The 22,647-nt window shown below is 49.0% G+C and carries 22 protein-coding genes; 14 read left to right on the top strand and 8 right to left on the bottom strand.

Annotated elements, in window-relative coordinates; translation table 11 throughout:
• Positions 1–20: 20 nt before the first annotated feature.
• Both KG631_RS17815 and KG631_RS17820 read left to right on the top strand, forming a co-directional pair.
• On the top strand, positions 21–1,925 hold the full coding sequence (locus KG631_RS17815) for an acetyl-CoA hydrolase/transferase C-terminal domain-containing protein (protein WP_214000979.1): 1,905 nt from the start codon (positions 21–23) through the stop codon (positions 1,923–1,925).
• A gap of 366 nt (positions 1,926–2,291) precedes the next feature.
• Positions 2,292–3,488, top strand: coding sequence for an alpha/beta fold hydrolase (locus tag KG631_RS17820; RefSeq protein ID WP_301003994.1), 1,197 nt, complete (start codon positions 2,292–2,294; stop codon positions 3,486–3,488).
• A gap of 70 nt (positions 3,489–3,558) precedes the next feature.
• Here KG631_RS17820 and KG631_RS17825 read toward each other — a convergent pair whose 3' ends face one another.
• From KG631_RS17825 to asnB, 6 genes are all read right to left on the bottom strand, one after another.
• Complete coding sequence (locus tag KG631_RS17825) at positions 3,559–4,452, bottom strand: hypothetical protein (protein WP_214000981.1); 894 nt, start codon at positions 4,450–4,452, stop codon at positions 3,559–3,561.
• A 24-nt stretch (positions 4,453–4,476) separates the two neighbouring features.
• Complete coding sequence (locus KG631_RS17830; RefSeq protein WP_214000982.1) at positions 4,477–5,238, bottom strand: hypothetical protein; 762 nt, start codon at positions 5,236–5,238, stop codon at positions 4,477–4,479.
• Entirely contained in the window at positions 5,235–5,837 is a 603-nt protein-coding gene (locus KG631_RS17835) for a hypothetical protein (protein ID WP_214000983.1), read from the bottom strand. The genes KG631_RS17830 and KG631_RS17835 overlap by 4 nt, the downstream gene beginning before the upstream one ends.
• Before the next feature lie 77 nt (positions 5,838–5,914).
• Entirely contained in the window at positions 5,915–6,196 is a 282-nt protein-coding gene (locus KG631_RS17840) for a DnaJ domain-containing protein (RefSeq protein WP_214000984.1), read from the bottom strand.
• A gap of 114 nt (positions 6,197–6,310) precedes the next feature.
• Positions 6,311–7,438, bottom strand: coding sequence for a hypothetical protein (locus tag KG631_RS17845; protein ID WP_214000985.1), 1,128 nt, complete (start codon positions 7,436–7,438; stop codon positions 6,311–6,313).
• Positions 7,439–7,608: 170 nt separating this feature from the next.
• Positions 7,609–9,273, bottom strand: coding sequence for an asparagine synthase B (gene asnB, locus KG631_RS17850; protein ID WP_214000986.1), 1,665 nt, complete (start codon positions 9,271–9,273; stop codon positions 7,609–7,611).
• A gap of 303 nt (positions 9,274–9,576) precedes the next feature.
• Between asnB and KG631_RS17855 the strand changes: the two genes are divergently transcribed.
• From KG631_RS17855 to KG631_RS17880, 6 genes are all read left to right on the top strand, one after another.
• Positions 9,577–10,410 carry a DUF3025 domain-containing protein gene (locus tag KG631_RS17855; RefSeq protein ID WP_214000987.1) on the top strand — a complete coding sequence of 278 codons (834 nt, stop codon included), beginning with the start codon at positions 9,577–9,579 and terminating at the stop codon, positions 10,408–10,410.
• 9 nt (positions 10,411–10,419) lie between these two features.
• A complete protein-coding gene (locus KG631_RS17860; protein ID WP_214000988.1) occupies positions 10,420–11,217 on the top strand; it encodes an ATP-binding cassette domain-containing protein in 798 nt (265 codons plus the stop codon).
• A 1-nt stretch (position 11,218) separates the two neighbouring features.
• Positions 11,219–12,421, top strand: coding sequence for an ABC transporter permease (locus KG631_RS17865; RefSeq protein WP_214000989.1), 1,203 nt, complete (start codon positions 11,219–11,221; stop codon positions 12,419–12,421).
• A 79-nt stretch (positions 12,422–12,500) separates the two neighbouring features.
• Entirely contained in the window at positions 12,501–12,707 is a 207-nt protein-coding gene (locus KG631_RS17870) for a bacterioferritin-associated ferredoxin (protein WP_214000990.1), read from the top strand.
• 180 nt (positions 12,708–12,887) lie between these two features.
• A complete protein-coding gene (locus tag KG631_RS17875; protein WP_214000991.1) occupies positions 12,888–13,778 on the top strand; it encodes an aspartoacylase in 891 nt (296 codons plus the stop codon).
• Positions 13,779–13,865: 87 nt separating this feature from the next.
• Positions 13,866–14,690, top strand: a complete 825-nt coding sequence (locus KG631_RS17880) for a transporter substrate-binding domain-containing protein (RefSeq protein ID WP_214000992.1) — start codon at positions 13,866–13,868, stop codon at positions 14,688–14,690.
• Positions 14,691–14,718: 28 nt separating this feature from the next.
• On the opposite strand, the gene KG631_RS17885 is transcribed toward KG631_RS17880, so the two are convergent.
• Entirely contained in the window at positions 14,719–15,207 is a 489-nt protein-coding gene (locus KG631_RS17885; RefSeq protein ID WP_214000993.1) for a GNAT family N-acetyltransferase, read from the bottom strand.
• A gap of 32 nt (positions 15,208–15,239) precedes the next feature.
• Positions 15,240–15,641, bottom strand: coding sequence for a lactoylglutathione lyase (gene gloA, locus KG631_RS17890; RefSeq protein WP_214000994.1), 402 nt, complete (start codon positions 15,639–15,641; stop codon positions 15,240–15,242).
• A 175-nt stretch (positions 15,642–15,816) separates the two neighbouring features.
• On the opposite strand from gloA, the gene KG631_RS17895 reads away from it, so the two are divergent.
• From KG631_RS17895 to KG631_RS17920, 6 genes are all read left to right on the top strand, one after another.
• Positions 15,817–16,167, top strand: a complete 351-nt coding sequence (locus KG631_RS17895) for a hypothetical protein (RefSeq protein ID WP_214000995.1) — start codon at positions 15,817–15,819, stop codon at positions 16,165–16,167.
• A gap of 78 nt (positions 16,168–16,245) precedes the next feature.
• Complete coding sequence (locus KG631_RS17900; RefSeq protein ID WP_301003980.1) at positions 16,246–16,839, top strand: hypothetical protein; 594 nt, start codon at positions 16,246–16,248, stop codon at positions 16,837–16,839.
• Positions 16,836–17,978: an HlyD family efflux transporter periplasmic adaptor subunit gene (locus tag KG631_RS17905; RefSeq protein WP_214000996.1), complete on the top strand. Its 1,143-nt coding sequence runs from the start codon at positions 16,836–16,838 to the stop codon at positions 17,976–17,978. The genes KG631_RS17900 and KG631_RS17905 overlap by 4 nt, the downstream gene beginning before the upstream one ends.
• A 12-nt stretch (positions 17,979–17,990) precedes the next feature.
• The gene (locus tag KG631_RS17910) at positions 17,991–21,098 is read left to right on the top strand and encodes an efflux RND transporter permease subunit (RefSeq protein WP_214000997.1); all 3,108 of its coding nucleotides are present in this window, start codon (positions 17,991–17,993) and stop codon (positions 21,096–21,098) included.
• A 66-nt stretch (positions 21,099–21,164) separates the two neighbouring features.
• Positions 21,165–21,542, top strand: coding sequence for a hypothetical protein (locus tag KG631_RS17915; RefSeq protein WP_214000998.1), 378 nt, complete (start codon positions 21,165–21,167; stop codon positions 21,540–21,542).
• A 308-nt stretch (positions 21,543–21,850) separates the two neighbouring features.
• On the top strand, positions 21,851–22,381 hold the full coding sequence (locus KG631_RS17920) for a type VI secretion system tube protein Hcp (RefSeq protein ID WP_214000999.1): 531 nt from the start codon (positions 21,851–21,853) through the stop codon (positions 22,379–22,381).
• Positions 22,382–22,647: the final 266 nt, after the last annotated feature.

Below are 22,647 nucleotides of genomic sequence, written 5' to 3' on the forward strand. Positions count from 1 at the left end.
ACGGAGATTAAGGTACCGCAATGAGTAATATGGATTATGAGCGTATCGTTGATCAGGTGTTAGCGCAAATTGGCCAGCATGTGATCCTGGGGTTGCCCCTTGGTTTAGGTAAACCTAACCGCCTGATCAATGCGTTTTATCAACGGGCGTGTCAGGACAAGAATATCCGGCTGGATATTTTCACTGCTTTGTCCCTTAATCCGCCAGTCGCTGGCAGTGAACTGGAAGCGCGTTTTCTGGACCCATTTGTCCAACGTCATTTTGGTGATGACTATCCGCGGCTGGCGTATGTCGATGCGCTGGCTGCGCAGCAGCTACCGGCCAATGTGACGATTGCTGAGTTCTATTTTCAATCGGGCAGCATGCTTGGCAATGCACAAGCGCAGCGCCACTATGTGTCGAGCAACTATACGCATGTTGCCAGAGATCTGGCTGACAGGGGCGTTAATCTGATCCTGCAACTGGTTGCTCGGCGGCCAACCGACTCTGGCTGGCAATATAGTCTTAGCTGCAACCCGGACGTTACGTTGGATCTGGTAGAAGAATTGCGCCATCGGTCTGATAAAACATGTCTGATGCTGGCTCAGGTTCACCCGGACCTGCCATTTATGGCGGGAGATGCAGTGGTTGATGAAGCGTTTTTTCAGCAGATTATTGACCTTGATCCGCAGCAGCGTTTGTTTGCGCTGCCCCGCGGTCCTGTATCAACTCAGGATTATTGTGTCGGGATGAATGCCAGTGCGCTGGTAGCCGACGGTGGGACCCTGCAACTTGGCATTGGCTCACTGAGCGATGCGCTGGTGCACAGCTTGTTGCAGCGCCAGCAGCACAATGCGCTTTATCGCCGTTATTTTGACCAGGCCTTGCCCGGACAGGCAGTTATTAAGGCCATTGGGGGCCATGACCAATTTAGCCGCGGACTGTACGGCGCCAGTGAAATGTTTCTCGATGGTTTTATGCACTTGTATCAAGCCGGGATCCTGAAACGGGAAGTATTTGAAGATGAAGCGTTGCAGCGCCAGGCCAATGACGGAGATATGGCCGGGCTGGCAGCTGTGAAAGGTCGTGGTGCCTTGCTGGAAGCCGCCTTTTTTCTGGGCACTGCCGAGTTTTACCACTGGTTGCGGCAATTGAACGAACAGGAGCAGCCACGTTTTCGGATGAATTCTGTGGGTCGGATCAACCAGCTGTACGGTGGTAACCCGGTGCTGGAAAAATTACAGCGGCAAAAGGCCCGCTTTATTAATACCTGCATGATGGTAAGCCTGACCGGTGCCGCAACCTCGGATGGCCTGAAAGATCATCAACTGGTGTCCGGGGTTGGCGGCCAATACAACTTCGTTGCGATGGCGCATGCCATGCGTGATGGCCGCTCAGTCCTGATGCTGCGAAGCACCCGGCAACATGCTGGCAAAACCACATCCACTATTGTCTGGGAATACCCGCATTGCACTATTCCGCGCCACTTGCGGGATATCGTCGTAACGGAATACGGCATTGCCGATTTGCGTGGCGCCACCGATGAGGAGTGTATTAAAGCCCTTATTTGTATTAGTGATAGCCGGTTTCAGCCAATGCTTACCAGCAAAGCAGTGGCCGCCGGTAAGCTGGCAGCCAGCTGGACTATTCCTGCTGCAGCAGCGACAAATACGCCGGCCAGTCTGGCATTGCGCTTAGCTGCACTTCACGCAGCAGGTAACATAGTCAGTTATCCTTTTGGCAGCGATTTTACCCCGGTGGAACAGCAGCTGATAGCGGCTTTGCAACGGCTGAAACAGCTTAACTATTCCAAATGGCGAATGCTCAGGGCGCTTATTGCCGGCGGCCCTGCTGCACCTGAGGCGCTATCCCGTATGGGACTTAGCGAGGTGCGGTCACCAAAACAGTGGGTTTACAGCCGGCTGTTACGTTGGGCGCTGAGGTAAAAAGTGTCGGTTGATATCAAAAGGATGATCGCATTGTTGTCGGGAAATTTTGTCAGGATTAGTTTGGGTATTTGCTTATTAGCTGGGTTAAGTTGGTTATATTTTTCTGCGTCATCCCCCTCAATGGAGCCGGTTAAAGCAAAGGTTGGTTTGGTTAAATTACCCTGCTGGTTTACCCCGCAGTCAGATTGGCCACAGACCTATTGCTACAAAATGTATGTGCCGGAAAATCATCAGCAAAATGCCCGGTTGATTTCATTTCCGATTATTCATTTTAAAAGTTTTGCGGGCGAGAGTCGGCAACCGCCGCTAATCCATTTAGGTGCGGGGGGGCCGGGCGCGGCGATGTGGCTGCAGAATCAGCTAATGGTAGAGTTCACGTGGCAGGGTTTTGAACATTCAGTGTTGAGACAGGGACGGGATTTATTATTAATGGATCCCCGCGGGACGGGTATGGCACAGCCCCGTTTGGATTGTCCATCAATTGTTTCATATGGTTTGCAACAGTTAAATCAGCGCCAGCTGCAACCAGAGCAGAGTAGTGTCGAAGACCAGATATTGCGGGAATGCATTGCCAGGCTGCAACAGCAGGGCGTTGATGTGGCGCAATATAACAGCAAGTCAGTTGTTGAGGATTTAAAATTACTGCAACAAGCGTTGCAATTGGAGCAGTGGAGTCTTTTCGGCGTATCTTATGGAGCAGTATATGCGCTGCTCTATACAAATGAAGCTCCGGAGCATGTCGAGACATTGATCCTGGATAGTCCGGCGTTTCCAGCTGTAAAGAATGTGGAGAATCCTGCTGGACGCTTTATGGCCACTTTTCAGCAACTTGAAAACTATTGTCAATTTGACGACGCATGCACTGAGCCTCTGCCGGATTTCCCCGAGCGGTTATGGCAACTGGCTGAGAAATTAGATCTGCAACCTTTGACTGTTTCGATACCCAGTGGATTCTTCGGCATGAACATTCCCGTTCAATTGTCGGGGGAGATGTTTTTAAACTTATTAGCATGGGCAGCTTACGACAATGCCATTTACAGGGAACTGCCGCAGATTGTCACTGCACTAGAGCAAGGTAACGTGTCGCCCTTTTACGAGTATGTTGACAGCTATGTTTCTTATATCAAGGATAATGACTTTTCTGTGGTAAGCATGGCGAGTCACTTGTGCTTTGATGAAGTCCCCTTTATGGACTATATAAAACTGAAACAGTCATTCTCTGAGTTACCTGAAGGATTTCTTCGCGATGCAGGCCTTAGTGCCTACCAATGGCCGGCGTCACTTTGTCCCGTATTTGGCCCGGGTAACAGTGGCAATGAGATAATGGTAAAGCAAACGCTTACGTCAATTCCTACTCTGTTCTTACAGGGTATTCTGGATACTGTGACGCCGTTAGAGGATGTAAAACAGCAAATGCCATTTTTTAGTCGGAGCCAGCTAAGGGTTTATCCGTTGTCGCATGGTGTACATGGCCGACTTGATTGTGTCGACAAAGATTTAGCCGTGTTTTTAAGTGCGCCGCAGCAAGTCGCCCAACCTGCAGCATGCCAACTTAATTAAGTGGGCATGCGACCCGCTAAATTCGTCTATTATTTCTTAAATAACCGCAGCCAGGTAACGCTTTTAACAATTAAAGCTCCAGATACTGCGGCCAGCCCAGCAGTGGGTTGGTTAAACCTTGCTTACCTTCAAAAGCATCAAGTTTTTCTGGTGAGGCATCCTGTTTTGCCATCGTTTGATAATCTTTAGCAAACTGCAACGTCCTTAAAAGGGCAGGTACAAAATGCTGGCCTAAATCATGGCGGATTGCCTCGGCGTTGGCGGCGGGTAATTCGGCCAGCGTTGCTTCCGTTTGCAAGGTAAAAAAGGTGTCGTTAAACCAATGCGGTTGCAACTTTATCTGGCAAAGCCGTTTTTTTAAATCCTGCCGGACTTTGTCGCCGCCGGTCAGGGCGCGATAAAATACCACTTCGGCCAACACTTCTTCCAGGCTGAAATGTTCAAACTCATCAAACTGGCTACGGGCATAAAACTGTTGTTGTAACAGCTGCATCGACTGGCTGCGCCGGTGTTCGGTTAAGGCTTGCTGATAGTGCTGCCAGCCAGGCCAGTCTTCAGCATCAGGGGGGCTGGAAAGCTGCTGCAGTAGCTGCTCTTCCACGTCACCGTACAACGACTTGCCGCTGCTAACCCGGCTAACGGTGCTTAGCATGCTCCAACCTTTCTGAAACGGTTTTACCAACCCTTCCGGCGCCAGCAACAGGGCCAGTGCACGTTGCGGATCTTTATCGGCCAGCTCCAGTAAGCCGAGACTAACCACACCGATAACGTCATGGGCAGCCTGTTCCAGCAAATGCATTTTGTATTTATTATAAAACTTATCGGCAAATTTTAGGCTCATCAGCACGGCTTTGCTTTTAATTTGCATGAGCTGGGCAGAGCTTAACTGCTCTGCGGCAAGGGCATTGTTAATAACCTGGCTCAAAAAGGGGCCGGTACTACCGTCACGAACCATTAACTGCATTGGGCTTATCCTTTAACTACGGGGTTAATCAAGAAAACTGAACATGTCGTCGACTTCAGCAAATTCATCCGTTGCCTGATTTTTCTCTTTTGCCTGCATCACCAGCTCGGTGGCAAACTTATTAATAATGCCTTCCCACCCCGAGTTTTCGTTGCGGATAAGGGCTTTAATCGCTTGCTCAACCTGTGGCGCTAACTGTCGGATAAGTGCCAGTAAACTGCGCGGGTCGTCAATGCCCAGGCCATGGGCATCTTCATTCATCTGCCGCTCGGTATAGCGCACCGCCTCTTCTAAGTCTTCCTCTTCATCGTGCAGCATATCGTGCAGGCCATCGTCATCGGTAACTGCTTCGCCGCGGTACAATTCAATAAAAGGAATAGATAAATAGAACAAACCGGCAGGATCGTCAGCTACGCATTCCAGAATTTCGGCTTGTTTCTCTTCGCTATCCTGCGTGCGGATAAGGTAAGTTAAAAAGTCGAAGGTATGCTGCTGCAGTTCATCAGCATTGTTTTTAATTTTTTCTTCCCAGTACAGCGGTTGCTGGCAAACGATATCGCGGATCCGCTCGGGACTCATCAACTCAGAGATAATGGATGGAAACGAAATATCGTGCTGGCTGTTCATTTGAGTCAGCGTGACGATGTCGATATTTTCAATGACTTCAACCAGTTGCTCATCGCTCATGGTATTAGCTATCAGCTCAAACTTTTTGCTGGCCTGTTTGGGCTCAATTACCGCCAGCTCTTTAATTTCGGCAACCGCAATTTCAATTAAATTGGTCATTCAGGTTTCTCTCTGTTAAAGCGAATGTCATCATACTGATTGTCATAGCCGGGCTCGTCAGATTCATCATCGTTATAATTGTCACCGTCATAATCGTCGCTGCCACTGTCATAGCCATCAGCGCTGAAATCGTCTTCAGCTGACTGCTCGTTCTCGTCATCATCCACCGATACCGGGCCCTGGCCTGGTGGGTTGCTCTTGTTGATGGCATCGCCATGTTCCATTAAAAACAGCACCGCGCAGCTTTCAATCAGCAGCGGCTCTGAGAAAGCGCGAATGGCTTTTACCAACTCAATATCAGCATTATTAAAGGCGGCAGAGGTTTTAAATTCATCCCACTCTGGTGCCATGCCGGTGCTGAGCCAATGCTGCCATTTCGCTTTGGCGGTGGGTACAAACTTAACCCTGCCATATAAGGCAACCGGCAGATACTCCGGCAACGACTCCAGCAACTGCGGGTCACGCAGCAAAACGGCTTTCATTTTCGCCGTGTATTGCTCCAGCGCTTTCGGGGTTTCCGGATCCAGGTAAGATTCAATGTTTTCTCTGGCATCGGTTTGCAGGGCGCGAATGCGCGCTAAATTCAGTTTTGCAGGCATAAGGAGGTAATAACCTTAATCGAGTTAACCAGCGTTAATAAAAAGTATTGGTAATGCCGCTGACAATAGCAAGCAACTTAGTAATACTGATCCCACAATTCCTGCATGGCGGCGGCGGGATCGGTAACAATTACGTTGTTAAAATCTTTAATAAAAGCCGACTTTTGTTTCGGATCAGACAGGACATCATACGCCTGCTTTACCCGTTGTAACTGGCTGGCAGCCAGCTCTTTTTCATCATCACTCAGCCCCAGCAGTTTATCCGGGTGGTAGCGGTTCGCCAGGCGCTTATAGGCTTTTTTAATATCGTCATCGCTGGCGTTATTTTTAACCCCAAGTACGCGAAAATGATTAATCATGTAGGGTGTCCTGCAAAACGGTTGGTATGGCTGTTAAATCAGATGTTTGCTGCAGCAGACGGCTGTCAGCCGGTAATCATAGCAGAAGCCGGCGTGACCGCCTAGCGCCGACTGCTAACGCTGGATAAACCAGCGTGGGTCAATATTCAGCTGAAATAACAGCGGAGAAAACTGTTTAAAATGCGAGGCATTGGCCGCACACTGAATATTTTTAGGATACTGGCTTTGCCACGGATCATTTACCAGATACAGCTGGTTAGCGGCGACAGCAACCCCTTCAATCGAGGTATTAGCCAGTTTCTCGTAGGCCGGACAATCAGCCGTTGCTCCGCGTTGATACGTCGGGGCATAAAAATGCAGTTGTTGCACAAAAGGTTGCTGCTGCTGGCTGATATCAATTATCCACAGCTGATCATCATTGCGCGCTGCGCCAACTAAATAACCCGGATGGCTGGCGTCCGGGTGCGACAGATAATCCAGGCCATTAAGCGGATGGTTATTGGCATCGGGCAGTGGCAGTGCAAAGCCAGTGTCAGCGACCTGTACAAACTCGTCACTTTGCCAAAAGGTAGCAGAATAGGGCGTGACAAAAATCATCGGTGCATTGGCCTGGTTTTTTTCCAACGCCAGATACAGATTGCCGCTGTTATCGATGGCCAGGCCTTCAATCCCGTCATTGCTATAATTGCCTACTTGCGAGGCTTTTGGAAATTGAACCGGTCGCACGGCGACAATTTCTGCCCGGCTCAGCGCCTTATCTGTTTTAATTTTAACCAACAGGGTCGGATAGGGTGTTGAGTGGGTAGCCGCATAACGGCTGGCACACTCTGGGCTAAGTTCGTGGGCAGAGGAGTCTTCGGTAACCGTTATCAGGGTGGTATCGTCCTGGCGGTCCCAGGTTAATGACTCCCAGTCCGGGTAGCTGGCTAGCAAGCCGGCAAAACAGCCTTTTGTCAGGGCTTCAGCTACCGTTAGTTTAACCGCTGCACCTATCTGCTGGCCGGTTGCCGGGTTAATTTTCAGCAGCACATTGCGCATCGGTAGGGCGGCACTGTTGTCACCAATATGAATAAGTTCACCATGACGCAGGGTTAAGCCAGAGCTTTGTGGGTCAATCAGCTGTTGTCTGTCAGAGTCCGTTAGCCACTGGCCGCGCAGATGCAGCGGCTCGGCAGCCATCAGGTTAAAGCTAATAGTGAGTAAGGCGAAACGGCTGGCAAAATGTGAAGCTGAAAAGTGCATGGTGTCTGTCCCTGGCAACGCGGCCTGTTTTTGGTGCGCGCTCACGCATTAGGCAAAATGATTTACCGGTTATTGTGCCAGTAAATCGGCGGCCCGAAAATAAACTGCTGCAAATATAAATACTACAAATAAAAAAGGCCACCCTGCGGCGGCCTCAATATTGCTTAAGTTTAATAGCCTTGCGAGTGGACGTCACGCACGGCCCGGCCCGATGGGTCGGTCATTTCCGCCATTTTGGCATCCCAGGCTAACGCTTCCGGGGTAGAGCAAGCAACCGATTTTCCACCCGGTACGCAACTGATGGCGCCGGCGTGCGGGAAATGCTCCTCAAAAATTACCCGGTAATAGTAGGCTTCTTTGCTGTCCGGCGTGTTAACCGGGAAGCGGAAGCTGGCAGTGGCCATTTGCTGATCACTGACTTCTTTGGCGGCATGCGCTTTTAAACTGTCAATCCAGTTGTAGCCGACACCATCCGAGAATTGCTCTTTCTGACGCCACAATATTTCGTTGGGCAATAAGCCATCAAAGGCCTGGCGCAGAATATGCTTTTCCATTTTGCCGCCACCGCACATTTTGGCTTGTGGGTTTAAGCGCATCGCCACGTCCATAAACTCTTTATCAAGGAACGGCACCCGGGCTTCAATACCCCAGGCTGACATGGCTTTGTTCGCGCGGTTACAGTCGAACATATGCAGACGGTCAAGTTTACGTAAGGTTTCTTCATGAAACTCTTTGGCATTGGGGGCTTTGTGAAAATACAGGTAGCCGCCAAAAATTTCGTCAGAGCCTTCACCTGATAACACCATTTTAATACCCATGGCTTTAATTTTACGGGCCATCAGATACATCGGAGTCGACGCACGAATAGTGGTGACATCATAAGTTTCCAGAAAGTAGATGACATCACGCAGCGCATCCAACGCTTCCTGCACGGTAAAGTGCACGGTGTGATGGACAGTACCAATGGCATCGGCTACTTTCTGGGCGGCGACTAAATCGGGTGAGCCAGGCAAGCCTACCGCAAACGAGTGCAGCCGTGGCCACCAGGCTTCAGACTGGTCATCGTCTTCTACCCGGCGCTTGGCATATTGCTGGGCAATGGCCGAAATAAGCGAGGAATCCAGACCGCCTGATAACAGCACACCGTAAGGTACGTCTGACATCAGGTGGGTTTTTACGCTGTGTTCCAGTGCTGCTTTTAATTCAGCTTCACTGGCCGGGTTGTCTTTTACCGCATCATAACTTTGCCAGTCGCGCTTATAATAGCTGCGCAGCTCACCAATTTTGCTGTCAAAGTAATGGCCGGGCGGGAATTCTTTAATTTGCTTACACACCGGTACCAGAGCTTTTAACTCTGACGCCACAAACAACTGGCCGTTTTCGTCATAGCCATAGTACAGCGGAATAATGCCGATATGATCCCGCGCGATAAGATAACGGCTTTGCTCGGCGTCGTACAAAATAAAGGCAAACATACCATGTAACTGGTCAATAAAGTCGGCGCCATGTTCTAAATACAGCGGCAGAATAACTTCACAGTCTGACTTGGTTTTAAACGGGTAGGGCGTTGCGAGCCCCTGTTCGAGTTGCTTATGATTGTAGATCTCGCCATTCACTGCCAGAATGTGATTTCGATTATCATTAATAAGAGGTTGGGCTCCATTTTCAGTATCTACAATGGCCAGACGCTCGTGCACCAGAATGGCATTGTCGTCATTCCAGATGCCTGACCAGTCAGGACCGCGATGACGTAATAACTTAGATAACTGCAGCGCCTGCTGGCGCAACGCTTTAACATCAGCACTGATGTCAAGCACCCCAAATATCGAACACATGATAACCTCTATTAATTAATTTCGAATAAACACATTTATACCCAAAGGATTTCGGCTTGCACGTAGGCGGCAAGGCAATTTATCCCCTTGAGCTTAGCTGTACTAAGTGATAGGGAGAAACTGGCGCAGCCAACACCCGTGCAAATTGAAAGACGAAGGGTATTTTTGGCAGTATGTACGTCTAAACGTACCCCCTGAATGTGCCATGCCATGGCAAAAATGCAAGCGCTTTTTGCCGGTTTTGCCAACTAATTAAAGGTAACTGACACTGAAACAAGTCAGACAGGATGACAACAGCAGACGATGAGTAATAAAAATACCAAAAGCCGATTTGTCGCCCCTGGGCACTGGTCAAGCCAATTATTACTGCAAAACCCCATTTTTGCCGATTTAGCCAGACGTTATCCGCTGGCCGGTTACTGCGACTGGCCAGGTCTGGCACGATTAAACCAGTGGTTGCAGCATAGCCCGGTGCAACTGGTGGCGAACGAGGTGCTCGAGCGGGATGGTCGTTATTACGAACAATTCATATTTGATACCGGTCAGGTACCCACCCGGCTAAATAACTGGCACGACTTTTTTGGTGGCTGTATCTGGGGGCTGTTTCCACAATGCAAAACCTTACTAAATCAGCTGCATATGACAGAAATCGCCGAACATGGTCTGCAGCAGCGCAGTAAGCTGCGTAATAAGCTGACCTTGTTCGATGAGTGTGGCGTGCTGATTTGCCTGGAACCGGCACTGCGACAGCATGCTGATTTACTGCATACTCACCAGTGGCAACAAAGCTTTGTTGCCCGGCGCGACGACTGGTGGCAGGGGGTTAAACCGGTAATTTTTGGTCATGCTATTTATGAAATGGCTACCAGACCCTTTCTGGGGTTAACCGCCAAGTGCTTGTTTCTAGATGTGCCAGCAGGCTTTAGCCACTGGGCTTTAACAGATGCTTACAGTTTTTTAGACGAAAAACTTAAGCAACAATTTGCTAACGGCACGCTACTTCTTGATAATCAGCAACTGACGCCGCTGCCATTGTTAGGGGTACCCGGCTGGTGGTTTGACAATCAGCACGCTGGCTTTTATCAGAACACGGCGTATTTCCGACCGTTAACAACAAAGAAATCAAGCAACGATTAGGAAGCTTACATGATTGAAATAAAAGGGTTAGCGAAAGCTTTTGCCATTAGCAAAAGCAATAAATTATCAGACACTGAAAAGCAGGATGTACGCTATAGCGACAAAGCCTTTCATTCGGTGCGCGATGTCAGTTTTACCTGTGGCGATGGCGAAGTATTAGGCTTGCTGGGCCCGAACGGTGCCGGCAAAACCACCACCTTGCGCATGTTGTCGACTGCACTAAAGCAAGACAGTGGCTCGGTATTTATAAATGGCATTGATGTTTTGCAAAAGCCGATTCAGGCCCGCAAAGAAATTGGTTTTTTATCCGCTGACACCGGCCTGTATGGCAAGTTAACGGCATTTGAAAACATTGCTTATTTCGCCAGATTGCACGGCATGAAAGAAGCCACAATAAAAACCCGGATTGAACAGCTTTTTACCCTGCTGGATATGCATAATTTTGCTAACCGGCGGGTGGACGCTATGTCGACCGGGATGAAGCAGAAAACCGCTATCGCCCGCGCTGTGGTGCATTCACCCAAAGTGGTTATTCTGGATGAACCAACCACTGGTCTGGACATTATGACGGTACAAACCGTGCTGGATTTTATTAAATCCTTAAAAGATCAAGGTACCCCGGTCATTTTCTCGACCCACCATCTGGATGAAGTGGGAGCCTTATGTGACAAAGTGGTGGTAATCGATAAAGGGATCAGCAGCTTTTTCGGCAGCCTCGCGGAATTTAAACAACTGACACCAGATGGCGATCTACGGCAGGCTTTTTTAGCCGTTATTGCTCAACACGTACAGCAGGGAGCAGCCTAATATGTGGCAGGTTTACTTTAAAGAATTAACGGAATTACTACGCGATAAAAAAACCCTGATTTTTGTGATTTTATTGCCCATTCTTATTTTCCCTGTGCTGTTTGGCATTGTTGGCTTGGTAATGGCCACAACCACCAGTAAAGCAATGGAAGAGCAGCACCGCTATGTCATTATTAACGAACAGCAGGCCCCGGAGTTTGCTGAAGCACTGTTTTATCATAAAAACTTTAAAAAGGTTGAGACCACACTAAGCTCCGAGCAGGAACTGGTTGCCGCTATCCGCAATGAAGAGTTTGATGTGGCGTTAGTGATCCCAGCAGATTTTGCCAGTCGCAAGGCCGCTGTGCAGCAAACCGAGTGGCAGTTAATCTATAACCGGTCGTCGCAACTGGACTTTATGTACAACTATTTCGACGAAATGCTGGCAACCTATACCGAGGAGTTACAACGCAATACCCTGAGTCAACTGGGCGTTGACCCTGCAAACTTAACCGCGATTATCAAACCGGTTGAGCTGACCCGGGTAAATACTGCCGAGCAACGGGAAAATATTGGTGAAAGTATGGGCGCTATTTTAGCCTATGCTCTGGTATTACTGTGTTTAAGTGGTGCCATGTATCCGGCAGTCGATATGGGGGCAGGTGAAAAAGAGCGCGGTACCCTGGAGACCCTGCTAATCTGCCCGGTCAGTCGCACAGCCATTGTCCTGGGTAAGTTTTTAACAGTGCTGACGACCGCACTGATGACAGCGCTGATAACCGTGGTCAGTCTCGGGGTGTGGGGGGCAATTATTAGTGCCTTTGCTGATTTATCTAAGGTCTCTGAGGCGCTGGCCAGCATAACTGTGATTGATTTGATGCTGATGTTCTCGTTATTGTTACCAACCGCCGCGATTTTTGCTGCATTACTGCTGGCCATATCAATATATGCCCGTACCTTTAAAGAGGCACAGAATTATATGAGTCCGCTGACCATATTAGTAATAGTGCCACTGATGATAGCAATGGCGCCGGGGATGGAGCTGGATGTTACCACAGCACTTATTCCGTTGACTAATATCGCGCTGGCGATTAAAGAGCTGCTAAAAGGTACCGCCGATTATGGCTTACTTGCCCTGATATTTGCTTCAACCACCGCCCTGGCCGCGGCGCTGATTGCGTTTTGTGTGCACTGGTTCCAACAGGAAAAAGTGCTGTTCCGCTAAGCAAAGTTGATAGAATGGTATTGATAACAATTCGCAGTTAGATTAATATGGCGCTGTCTTGTTAGAAAAGGGCAGCGCCATGTACGTATGTTTATGCAAAGCAGTGTCAGATAAAGCCATTAAGCAACATATTGCCAATGGAGCCTGTACTATGCGTGAACTGAAAGCCGGCCTGGGTGTGGGCAGTCAGTGTGGCAAATGCGTTTGCCAGGCCAGTGCTATTTTGCATAACGAACTGGTAAAGCAACCCCGAGACGTTAATGACCTGGCAAAGCCTGCTGCCTGATCAATCCCTCATTGTTACCGTTAGCCCGCCATTGAGTTACTGCATGCGTTCTCAATTAATTCTGTAATTTCTGCCTGGTCAGTTCAGTTTTCGTCCTGTTAACGCCATAATAGCCAAGTGATGATAAGCTAAGCTTAGCCAATGGTAGCTAAGTTCTGACAGGATGACTAAGGAGATACGATGGATAAAATAAAGCAGGTAGCCATTGTTGGTGGGGTGCATGGCAATGAGTTCTCTGGTATCTATTTAGTTAAGCAGTATCAGGCCAAGCCCGGGCTTGTTAAAAGGGCCAGCTTTGACTGTCGCTGTGTCTGGGCCAACCCTGAAGCGCATTATGCCAATAAACGTTACTTACATAGCGACTTAAATCGCCAGTTTAAGAATACCGATCTGGCCAACCCGATGCTGACCAATTATGAGCAAAGCCGTGCTAAAGTGCTGAACGCGGAACTGGGGCCCAAGGGCGCAGCGAAAACTGATTTACTGATTGATTTACACAACACGACCAGCAACATGGGGGCTTGTTTAATTCTGACTCAGGCCGGGCCTTTCTATAACCAGCTGGCAGCTTACGTCAAAATGGTGATGCCAGAGGCGATTATTTCCCGCGACGAAGATCACTTTAATGCTGAAGATCATGCCCTGATGTGCACACTGGGCCGGTATGGGGTATTGGTTGAAGTGGGCCCACAACCGCAATCTGTTTTGCGCCATGATGTTCTGGAACTAATGGACCGGATGACCCGGCATATTCTGGACTTTGTCGAGCTGTACAACACAGATAAATTACCTGAGTTACCGAAAGAAACCGACGCATTCCGGTATTTACACAGTATAAAACTGCCAATGAATGAACGGGGCGAACGGCTGGGGATGGTTCATAAAAATGTACAGGACCGGGATTATCAGCCCATTCACCCCGGCGACCCGATTTTTATGCTATTTGATGGCACTGAAATATGCTACGACGGCGAGCAGACGGTATACCCGACGTTTATCAATGAAGCGGCGTATTATGATAATAATCTGGCCATGTCATTAAATGAAAAAGTAGTTATTCGCCTGGAGTAATGGCGCTACCTGAGAGTTTTCGCAGCAGGATAATTATGTTATTAATTGGCTACGCATTTAATGGCAAACCAAACCGGAGTCGTTTGCATGCCGAAGTTTGTGCTTAGTTTCGTTGTTATCACAACTTTATTGTTCCAAAGCGGTATAGCATTAGCGGTAACCTTACCCCCCGAGCAAGCTGTTTTGCGCTTGTACACCGAACACAGCCCACCCGGTGAATATCTCAATGCCCGGGGCAAGGTTTCCGGTGCTACGGTAGAGCTTGTTGAGCTGTTGTTAAGCCGGCTGGATCAACCTGCCACTATTGAATTACTGCCCTGGGCGCGGGCCTTTGCGCGGGCGCAGCATCAAGCCAACAGTGGTGTATTTGAAACCGTGCGTAATGCGGAGCGGGAGTCGCGTTTTAAATGGGTGGGGCCGCTAAAAATGCATACTATTGGCTTGTATGGTCGCAGTGATATTTTTAAAGGCAGCAACCCCAGCCCGCTGACAAACAACAAATATCTTGCCTGTGAGTACCGACAATCAGTGCATGTAAACGCATTAAAAAGATTAGGCTTTAGCGAAGGGCGTAACCTGATCCTGACGGTTAACCATGGCGATTGTTTTAGCTTGCTGCTAAAAGGCCGGGTGCAGCTGGTGGTGTTAAACGAAGCTGGCTTGGCCGAGCGCCAGTTACAAATGCAGCAGGCGGGTCACCGACTGGTGATGTTGCAGTCGTTAAGCCAGGTACAATTATACCTGGCCTTTTCACTGGATATCGATGACAGTAGTATTGCCCGCTGGCAGCAGGTACTGGAACAAAGTTATCTGGATGGCAGCATGCGGACACTTTATCAGGGTATTTATTCTGAGCAAATGATCAGCCGGTTAGAGCAGTTTGCTAAAGCGCAGCAATTGCAGTTGCCGTAACAATTGCTGCAACGCTAAAGCCAGATGTTTACTCTGCCTGCGCTGCCAGTGCCACTATTTGCGGTTCAGTCAACCGGTAACCAATCCATTCGGTTTTGGCCTGGGCGCCGAGCGCCTGATAAAACTTAATTGCCGGCGTATTCCAATCCAGTACACTCCATTCAAAGCGACCGCAGTTATTGGCCGCAGCAATTTTGGCCAGGGCTTTAAATAACGCTTTGCCGGCACCGCTGCGCCGCGCATCTGGTGCAACATATAAGTCTTCCAGATATAAACCGTATTTCCCCTGCCAGGTTGAGTAATTATAAAAATACACCGCAAAACCAATGGCCTTACCGTCATTTTCACAAATCAGGGCATGGGCTTTAGCGTCAGTACTGAATAGGGTTTGCTGTATCAGCTCAACAGAAGTTAGCACTTCGTGTTCAGCTTTTTCAAAAATCGCCAGCTCGGTAATAAATTGCAAAATAGTGGTGGCGTCGTCCGGCGTGGCCGGGCGCACAGTAATATCGGTCATGGTTACTCCGTTGTGTTTAAAGGCTACGTGAGTTACAGGCTATTGTAGTGTGCTTTTTTCTGAATCAGCTCAATGGCGTAATTATCCGGGTCGCGGACAAAGGCAATTTCAGTGGTGCCACCTTTAACCGGGCCCGGCTCGCGGCTTATTACCCCGCCTTTAGCACGAATTTTGTCGCAGGCCTCGTATACATTGTCAACTTCCAGCGCAATATGGCCGTAGGCATTGCCCAAATCATAACTATCGGTATCCCAGTTATAAGTCAGTTCCAGCACAGTATGTTCGCTTTCATCACCATAGCCGACAAAGGCCAGGGTATATTTATACTCGGTGTTGTCTGACTGGCGCAGCAATTTCATACCCAGTACTTCGGTATAAAAGGCGATTGATTTCTCCAGGTTACCCACCCGCAGCATGGTGTGTAGCATTCGCATAGTCGCTCCTATTTGATTTAGGCTTAAAGTCAGTACAGCAAGAGATGTTAGCATATCAGACGGTTTAAAAAGCACAGTTAATATTCAATAACGATAACATCGCACTCTTAAAAAATATTAGCTGAACTCATATTTCGTGATAATCTAAGCCAGTAAATTTTAAGAACAGGTTCCGATGCTGCACAAAATTTTGTTATTTCTGATGATCTTTACTCTCAGCTTTCAATCGCTGAGCGCATCGCTATCTCCAGATAAAACACACGCTGATGACTCCCACATTCATGCTGCTTTGCATTTTTTAGGGGAACCGCATACCCATGACGCTGACGATCCTGAACAAATCGAGCTGGAGTTCTCTGCTGAAGCCCGCAACCATGTCGCGTACGATATTAACGGTGCTGCAGCGACGTTATTACAACATAACATGCTAAAAAATAGCCTGGTTCGAACCACGCCTGACATTAGTTGTTTGCAATGTTTACCTGAACCCTATTTACACCGCGTAACACCCCCGCCCAGAGCCTGAGAATACCATCCATAACATGTTAAGCCCGCTATTTGTGTATCGGGACTTGTTGGTTGTGCTTCAGACTCTGGAATTCATATGACAATGCTTTGCCGCAAGCCACGTAGCCTGGCTATATTTATCCGTACGCTGATACCGTACCTGATTATTGGTTTTACCTTAAATGTGCAACTGTTGCATGCCGCACCCGGCGCACATGGCCCGGATGGTGAGCATCTGACCACCGAGACCAGTCAACAGTTATCGCTGTTGCCACGCTTTGAGGCCTTTAGTGACGTATTTGAAGTAGTCGGAGAGCTACAGCCGCATGCGTTGGTGTTGCATCTGCATGATTATCAAACCAACCGCCCGCTGGCTAATGCGCAAATAGAACTTGAAACAGCCAGTCTGAGCAGCAGCGCCAACTTCATTGCAAATAAAAATCACTATGTGATTGACGACCCCGCGCTACTGGCTGGTTTGCAGCAACACGGCCTTCATGAAATTATCCTGACCATCATAAGTGATGACAATGCTGATTTGCTAACAGCCAGCCTTGATCGCTCTGCTGTAACCAATGATGGCCACGGACCAGAAGATCATCATGGTCACTTTCCCTGGTGGAGCTTGCCTGTGGGCGCGCTGCTGTTTGTCGCCGGTGTGCTGGTTGGTCGTCGCGGAGCTGCCAAATGAACAAAATAACAGTCATTTTAACTATCGCATTAATGTTTGGCGGCGTGACGCTGGGCAGCAGCTTACCAGCAGTTGCCGCACCTGGTGCACACGGACCTGATGGCGAACATTTAACCGAAGCAGCGCCAAGCCAGGGCAATAGTTTAGGCCGCCAGACTGATGGCTCAGTGCAAATGCCGATGGCAGCTCAGCGTCAGCTCGGCATTTTAACGCAGATGGCGCAAAGCAGTACCACAGCAGAGTATGTGCAACTGGACGCTGTAGTGCGGCATCATCCGTCAGGTAGGGCTGTGGTGCAACCAAGCAGTGACGGCAGGCTGGATTCCGGGCCTAACGGTTTACCGGTTTCTGGTCAGCTGGTGCAGGCGGGTGAAGTGCTGGGGTATATCCGCTATCAGGACACGGCATATGAGCTAGCCAGCCAAAACAGCGAGCTTATTGCCTTGCGCACTGATGCTGAGCAAGTGTTGAGGGATATACGGCGACTGGAAGCGCTGGGCGATTTAGCCCCTAAGCAGCAACTTGAGCAATTGCAAACCCAACGGCAACGCTTACTGCAACAAGAACAACTGCTACAGCAGGGTTTGGAAAAGCCCGAGGCATTGCTGGCACCCATGTCCGGTATCGTGCACAGCGAAAATATCAGTCGCGGCCAGTGGCTGGAGGCGGGCACCACCGTGTTTGAAATCATTGACCCGACAAAACTGATGATTGAAGCGGCAACAGCTAATCCCCGTTTATTGCCAGATATTGATACTGCTGTTGTTGAGCATGCACCTGAAATCAGCCTGCGTTTTGCCGGCCACGGTGCACGGTTAAAACAAGGCCAAATTCCGCTGTATTTTGAGCCTGTTATGGTTGCCGGCGCCGCTAGCGTGCCGCTGATCCTAGAGCAACCTGTGCGACTGCGAGCAAAGCTAAAGCAACAACAGCAAGGCATTGTATTACCGGCGCAGGCAGTGGTGCGAAATAGCGCCAATCTGGCGGTGGTGTGGATAAAGCTATCGGCAGAGCGCTTTTTGCCGCAGCCAGTGCAATATAGGGTGCTGGACCCGGAGCGGGTGCTGATCCAGCAGGGGCTCGGGGTCGATAATCGCGTGGTAGTGCAGGGCGCTTCCTTACTTAATCAAGTGCGTTAGGGAGCCATAACTATGTTTACTGCGTTGGTTCGAGCCAGTTTACGGCATCGTATTTTTGTTATTGCCACTGCGCTGATGCTGATGTGCTATGGCCTCTGGCAAGCCCCGCTGCTGCCGGTTGATGTGTTTCCGGATTTAAACAAACCGGTGATTACCGTACTTACCGAAGCCGGCGGCATGGCGCCTGAAGAGGTTGAGCAGCTGGTCACTTTCCCGCTGGAAAACATGTTAAACGGCGTTACCGGCGTAACCCGTATTCGCTCGACTTCTGGTATTGGTTTGTCCATTTTATATGTTGAATTTGACTGGGATACCGACATTTATCGCAATCGCCAGCTGGTAGCCGAACGGCTTAGTCTGGCTAGTGCGCAATTGCCGCCCAGTGTAGTGCCAACAATGGGGCCTGTTTCCTCTATTATGGGGGAGATTATGTTGTTGGCGTTGCCTTTGTCTGCCGAAGGCGGGGCTACCCCGATGCAGGCCAGAGAGTATGCCGATTTTGTGTTAAGGCCACGTTTACTTGCTCTGGCCGGTGTTTCCCAGGTTATTGCCATTGGTGGTGAAGTACGCCAGCTGCGGGTCGAGCCGGATACCCTGAAATTACGCCAGCTGGGGGTAAGCCTTGAGCAGTTACAACGGGCATTGACTGATTTTGCTGCCAATAAAGGTGGTGGCTTTGTCGACTTGGGTAACCGGGAATATTTGATCCGCCATCTTGGCCGAACCCAAAGCCTGGACGATCTGCGTCAGCTTGCAATCAGCTGGCATGATGGGCTACCGGTAAAGCTGGCGCAGGTAGCGGATGTTAACTACGGCGCTGCGGTCAAACGCGGCGATGGTGGTTTTAATGCGATGCCGGCGGTGATTGTCAATGTCCAAAAACAACCCGGTGCCGATACAGTGCAGCTGACAGAAGCGATAGAGCACGCACTTAACGAAATGAGTGCGGCGCTACCAGCGGGTTTAGCCGCACCACAGGTGTTGTTCCGTCAGGCGGACTTTATTACCGCATCTGTTGCTAATGTTACTGAAGCATTGCGCGATGGTACCATTATGGTGGTACTTATTTTATTTATTTTCCTGTTATCTGTCCGCACCACGTTGATTTCACTGCTGGCTATACCGCTGTCGTTAGCGGTAACTATGCTGGTATTTCAATGGTTGGGGTTATCCATTAACGTGATGACCCTGGGCGGGTTAGCCATTGCTATTGGTGAACTGGTTGATGATTCGGTGGTGGATGTAGAAAACATTTTGCGCCGCTTAAAGCAGAATGTACAAAGTGTCTCACCTCAGCCGGTATTGCAGGTGATCTGGCGCGCCAGTGTCGAGGTGCGCTCAGGTATAGTGTACGCCACCGCTATTGTTATTCTGGTGTTTCTGCCGCTGTTTGCCTTGCCGGGCATTGAAGGCCGGCTGTTTTCACCACTGGGTATCGCCTACATCGTCGCTATTCTGGCATCCTTACTGGTATCAATGACCCTGACACCAGCGCTGTGTTACTACTTACTGCCGAAAATGAAGCAATTGCAGCAGGGTGACAGTGCTTTACTTAAAATTCTGAAACGGGCCCAGCGGCGTTGGCTTAACTGGGCATTACCAAAAGCAAAGTGGCTGATTGCCACAGCCACGGCGCTAATGTTGATCATCGCCATTACCGTGGTAGCGTTGCCACGGGCCTTTTTACCGGCATTTAATGAGGGCTCCTTAGTATTGGGCGTGTTGTTTCAACCTGGTACTTCGTTGGCGCAAGCTAACCAGATGGGGCAGCTCGCAGAGTCATTATTATTAGCAGTGCCTGAAGTGCATCAGGTAGGGCGGCGCACCGGCCGGGCGGAGCTGGATGAACATGCTGAAGGGGTACATTCTTCTGAAATTGACGTTGATTTAATAGCATCAACTCGCTCCCGCGAGGAGGTACTGGCCGAAATCCGGCAAAAACTGTCAGTTCTGCCGGCCCAGGTAGCTATTGGCCAGCCCATTTCGCACCGGCTGGACCATTTATTGTCCGGGGTAAGGGCGCAATTGGCGGTTAAAGTGTTTGGCGATGATTTGGATAGCCTGCGAATAAGTGCTGAGCAGTTGCGGCAGCAACTGGTTGAGGTGCCGGGGCTGGTAGACGTGACAGTGGAAAAGCAGGTGTTAATCCCGCAGCTAACCGTGCGGCTGGATCAGGCTAAATTGGCGCAATATGGCCTGACACCCGGCGAAGCACTGCAGCAACTGGCAATGTTGACTGACGGCGCGCATATCACCGACATTATTGATGGCATTAAAAGATATGAGCTGATCTTACGCTTACCAGAGCAGCGACGCACGCCTGGTGAGCTGGCAAAGGTGTTATTAAATGCGCCAGCCGGCACTATACCGGTGTCGGCCGTTGCGCAAATAGAGATGCAGGATGGTCCCAATCAGGTTAACCGGGAAAACGGCCAGCGCCGCATTGTTATCTATGCCAACAGCGAGAATGCGGATGTCAGTGAGTTACTGGCCGCAGTGCGGAGCATAGTAAGCGAAACAGAGCTGCCACAAGACAGTTTTGTCAGCATTGAAGGTCAGTTTCTGGCGCAAGAGCAGGCTATGCAGTTATTAGTGCTGTTGTCTGTGTTGTCGTTCAGCCTGATTTTTCTGGTGCTGTACGTCCGTTATCAGTCGCTGATTTTTGCCGGCATTATAATGTGTAGTTTACCGATGGCGCTGACCGGTGCTGTGGTTGCAATGTGGCTGACTAATACCCCGCTTTCGGTGGCCTCGGTGGTTGGTTTTATTACGCTTACCGGTATTGCAGCGCGCAATGGTATTTTAAAAATCAGCCATTATCTGAATTTATGCCGGCATGAAGCTGAAGTATTTAGTCCGGCATTGGTCGCTCGCGGCGCGCAAGAGCGTTTAGCACCGGTGTTAATGACTTCGATGGTGACAGCTTTTGCGCTGGTGCCGTTACTGTGGGCAGCTGATCAGCCGGGTAAAGAAATTTTACACCCGGTAGGGGTGGTGATTTTTGCCGGGCTGCTTAGCTCAACTTTGCTGGATACCTTGTTAACACCATTGTTGTATTGGTTGTTTGGTGAAAAACCAACCTGGGAATGGTTACAGCAAGCGTCAGACGAGGTGATGTAATAGTTTTAACAGGTTTATCGACAACACCTGCTATAAGTTTGTCATTTATAAATTGAGAGATAAGGTATGAACAAACAGTTAGTAATGATACTGGTAATGGTTGGCACCATGGCGTTGTTGTCTCCTCAAGCACTTAGCCATAGCGATGCTAAGCCGCAGCATGGTGGTGTGGTGCACAGCAAATACGATCTTAACTTTGAGCTGGTGCGTGCATCGGATAGCGTCAGCTTATACCTTGATGATCACGGTGAGCCAGTTGCTACAACGGATATAACCGGCCAGCTCATGATATTGGCTGGTGGTAAAAAAACAGCAGCGGCACTGAGCTCTGCCGGGGCAGGCAAACTTGTAGCTTCAGGTGTGCAAATTCCGGATGGCGCCAAAGTAGTGGTTACGTTGACTGACAAAAATAAGAACGTTATGACAGTGCGTTACAGCTTTTAAACGTCACGTCGCGTAATAATCGGGTGCGCTTTAGCAATAAAAGCGCACTTGTTATTTTCTATTCAGTTTTAGCTTTAAACTCAGATAAATATTCAATAATACAGCTGTTGCAACATGGCATTTTTATGACCTTGACCACCGCAAAGTAACGCATATACTCAATATTAGAACTTGGTAAATATAACGTTGTATGGGCAGTTAGCAGGTTCTCAACTGATAATGTTTTGGAAAAATGGAGATTAAGCATAATCTCCAATCAATACATTATCTTAAAAATATTAAGATAACTTTTTCACAAAGGATCTGCTATGAAAAAAGTAATAACGAGTTTCGCCAGCTGCCTAACACTGGTGCTGTTTAGTGTGATTTCTTTCAGTTCTGCAGCGGCTGTGGATATGTTCCTGAAGATTGAAGGAATAGAAGGTGATTCCCAAGACGCACTTCGCCCCAACAACATCGACATACTTGCCTGGTCATGGGGTGCATCTTCGGACGCAAAGGGTAAGGGCGGCGTATCTTGTAATATTCAAGACGTATCAATTACTAAGTATGTTGATTCATCCTCACCAGCTTTGTTGATGGGCCAACTTGAAGGAACACAGTTTGCAACTGGTCAATTGGCGGTTAGAAGAAATACTGCAACAGGGCAGTCGATAGAGTACATTGTCATTGATTTCAATAATATAAGGATTACTAGTTTATCGACAGGTGGTTCAGGTGGCGAAGATCGTTTAACTGAAAATGTATCATTCAGCTTCAGTGATGCGACATATACTTATACCCCCCAAACACAGACTGGCGCTGGCACGCCGATATCTGCAACTATTGGCGGATGTTAACTCAAAGTTTTGTATAAGTACTTCACTTTTAAAAAGGCGCAATTTTTTGCGCTTTTTTATTGCAAAGTTTAAATGAAAGGCACAAAAACTTTAATTGACTCTAGCCGCTTATTTTGGCGCCACAGCGCGGTTTACGTGCTACACAGCTGTAGCGGCCGTGCAAAATAAGCCAATGGTATTTGTGTTAAACCTCGCCGATATTTTTACCCGTCAACTGTTTTAACTACTCCAGACAGGGGCCACTCCGGTTGATAGTGTTCGATAGC

The sequence above is a fragment of the Arsukibacterium sp. genome, assembly GCF_018402695.1.
Lineage (GTDB): Bacteria > Pseudomonadota > Gammaproteobacteria > Enterobacterales > Alteromonadaceae > Alishewanella.

Coding starts and splice junctions, on each gene's coding strand:
- KG631_RS17820 (WP_301003994.1), top strand. CDS start 2,292: ATGGTAGAGTTCACGTGGCAGGGTTTTGAACATTCAGTGTTGAGACAG.
- KG631_RS17860 (WP_214000988.1), top strand. CDS start 10,420: ATGATTGAAATAAAAGGGTTAGCGAAAGCTTTTGCCATTAGCAAAAGC.
- KG631_RS17855 (WP_214000987.1), top strand. CDS start 9,577: ATGAGTAATAAAAATACCAAAAGCCGATTTGTCGCCCCTGGGCACTGG.
- KG631_RS17915 (WP_214000998.1), top strand. CDS start 21,165: ATGAACAAACAGTTAGTAATGATACTGGTAATGGTTGGCACCATGGCG.
- KG631_RS17910 (WP_214000997.1), top strand. CDS start 17,991: ATGTTTACTGCGTTGGTTCGAGCCAGTTTACGGCATCGTATTTTTGTT.
- KG631_RS17880 (WP_214000992.1), top strand. CDS start 13,866: ATGCCGAAGTTTGTGCTTAGTTTCGTTGTTATCACAACTTTATTGTTC.
- KG631_RS17920 (WP_214000999.1), top strand. CDS start 21,851: ATGAAAAAAGTAATAACGAGTTTCGCCAGCTGCCTAACACTGGTGCTG.
- KG631_RS17875 (WP_214000991.1), top strand. CDS start 12,888: ATGGATAAAATAAAGCAGGTAGCCATTGTTGGTGGGGTGCATGGCAAT.
- KG631_RS17900 (WP_301003980.1), top strand. CDS start 16,246: ATGACAATGCTTTGCCGCAAGCCACGTAGCCTGGCTATATTTATCCGT.
- KG631_RS17840 (WP_214000984.1), bottom strand. CDS start 6,196: ATGATTAATCATTTTCGCGTACTTGGGGTTAAAAATAACGCCAGCGAT.
- asnB (WP_214000986.1), bottom strand. CDS start 9,273: ATGTGTTCGATATTTGGGGTGCTTGACATCAGTGCTGATGTTAAAGCG.
- KG631_RS17865 (WP_214000989.1), top strand. CDS start 11,219: ATGTGGCAGGTTTACTTTAAAGAATTAACGGAATTACTACGCGATAAA.
- KG631_RS17830 (WP_214000982.1), bottom strand. CDS start 5,238: ATGACCAATTTAATTGAAATTGCGGTTGCCGAAATTAAAGAGCTGGCG.
- KG631_RS17825 (WP_214000981.1), bottom strand. CDS start 4,452: ATGCAGTTAATGGTTCGTGACGGTAGTACCGGCCCCTTTTTGAGCCAG.
- KG631_RS17905 (WP_214000996.1), top strand. CDS start 16,836: ATGAACAAAATAACAGTCATTTTAACTATCGCATTAATGTTTGGCGGC.
- KG631_RS17870 (WP_214000990.1), top strand. CDS start 12,501: ATGTACGTATGTTTATGCAAAGCAGTGTCAGATAAAGCCATTAAGCAA.
- KG631_RS17835 (WP_214000983.1), bottom strand. CDS start 5,837: ATGCCTGCAAAACTGAATTTAGCGCGCATTCGCGCCCTGCAAACCGAT.
- KG631_RS17885 (WP_214000993.1), bottom strand. CDS start 15,207: ATGACCGATATTACTGTGCGCCCGGCCACGCCGGACGACGCCACCACT.
- gloA (WP_214000994.1), bottom strand. CDS start 15,641: ATGCGAATGCTACACACCATGCTGCGGGTGGGTAACCTGGAGAAATCA.
- KG631_RS17895 (WP_214000995.1), top strand. CDS start 15,817: ATGCTGCACAAAATTTTGTTATTTCTGATGATCTTTACTCTCAGCTTT.
- KG631_RS17845 (WP_214000985.1), bottom strand. CDS start 7,438: ATGCACTTTTCAGCTTCACATTTTGCCAGCCGTTTCGCCTTACTCACT.
- KG631_RS17815 (WP_214000979.1), top strand. CDS start 21: ATGAGTAATATGGATTATGAGCGTATCGTTGATCAGGTGTTAGCGCAA.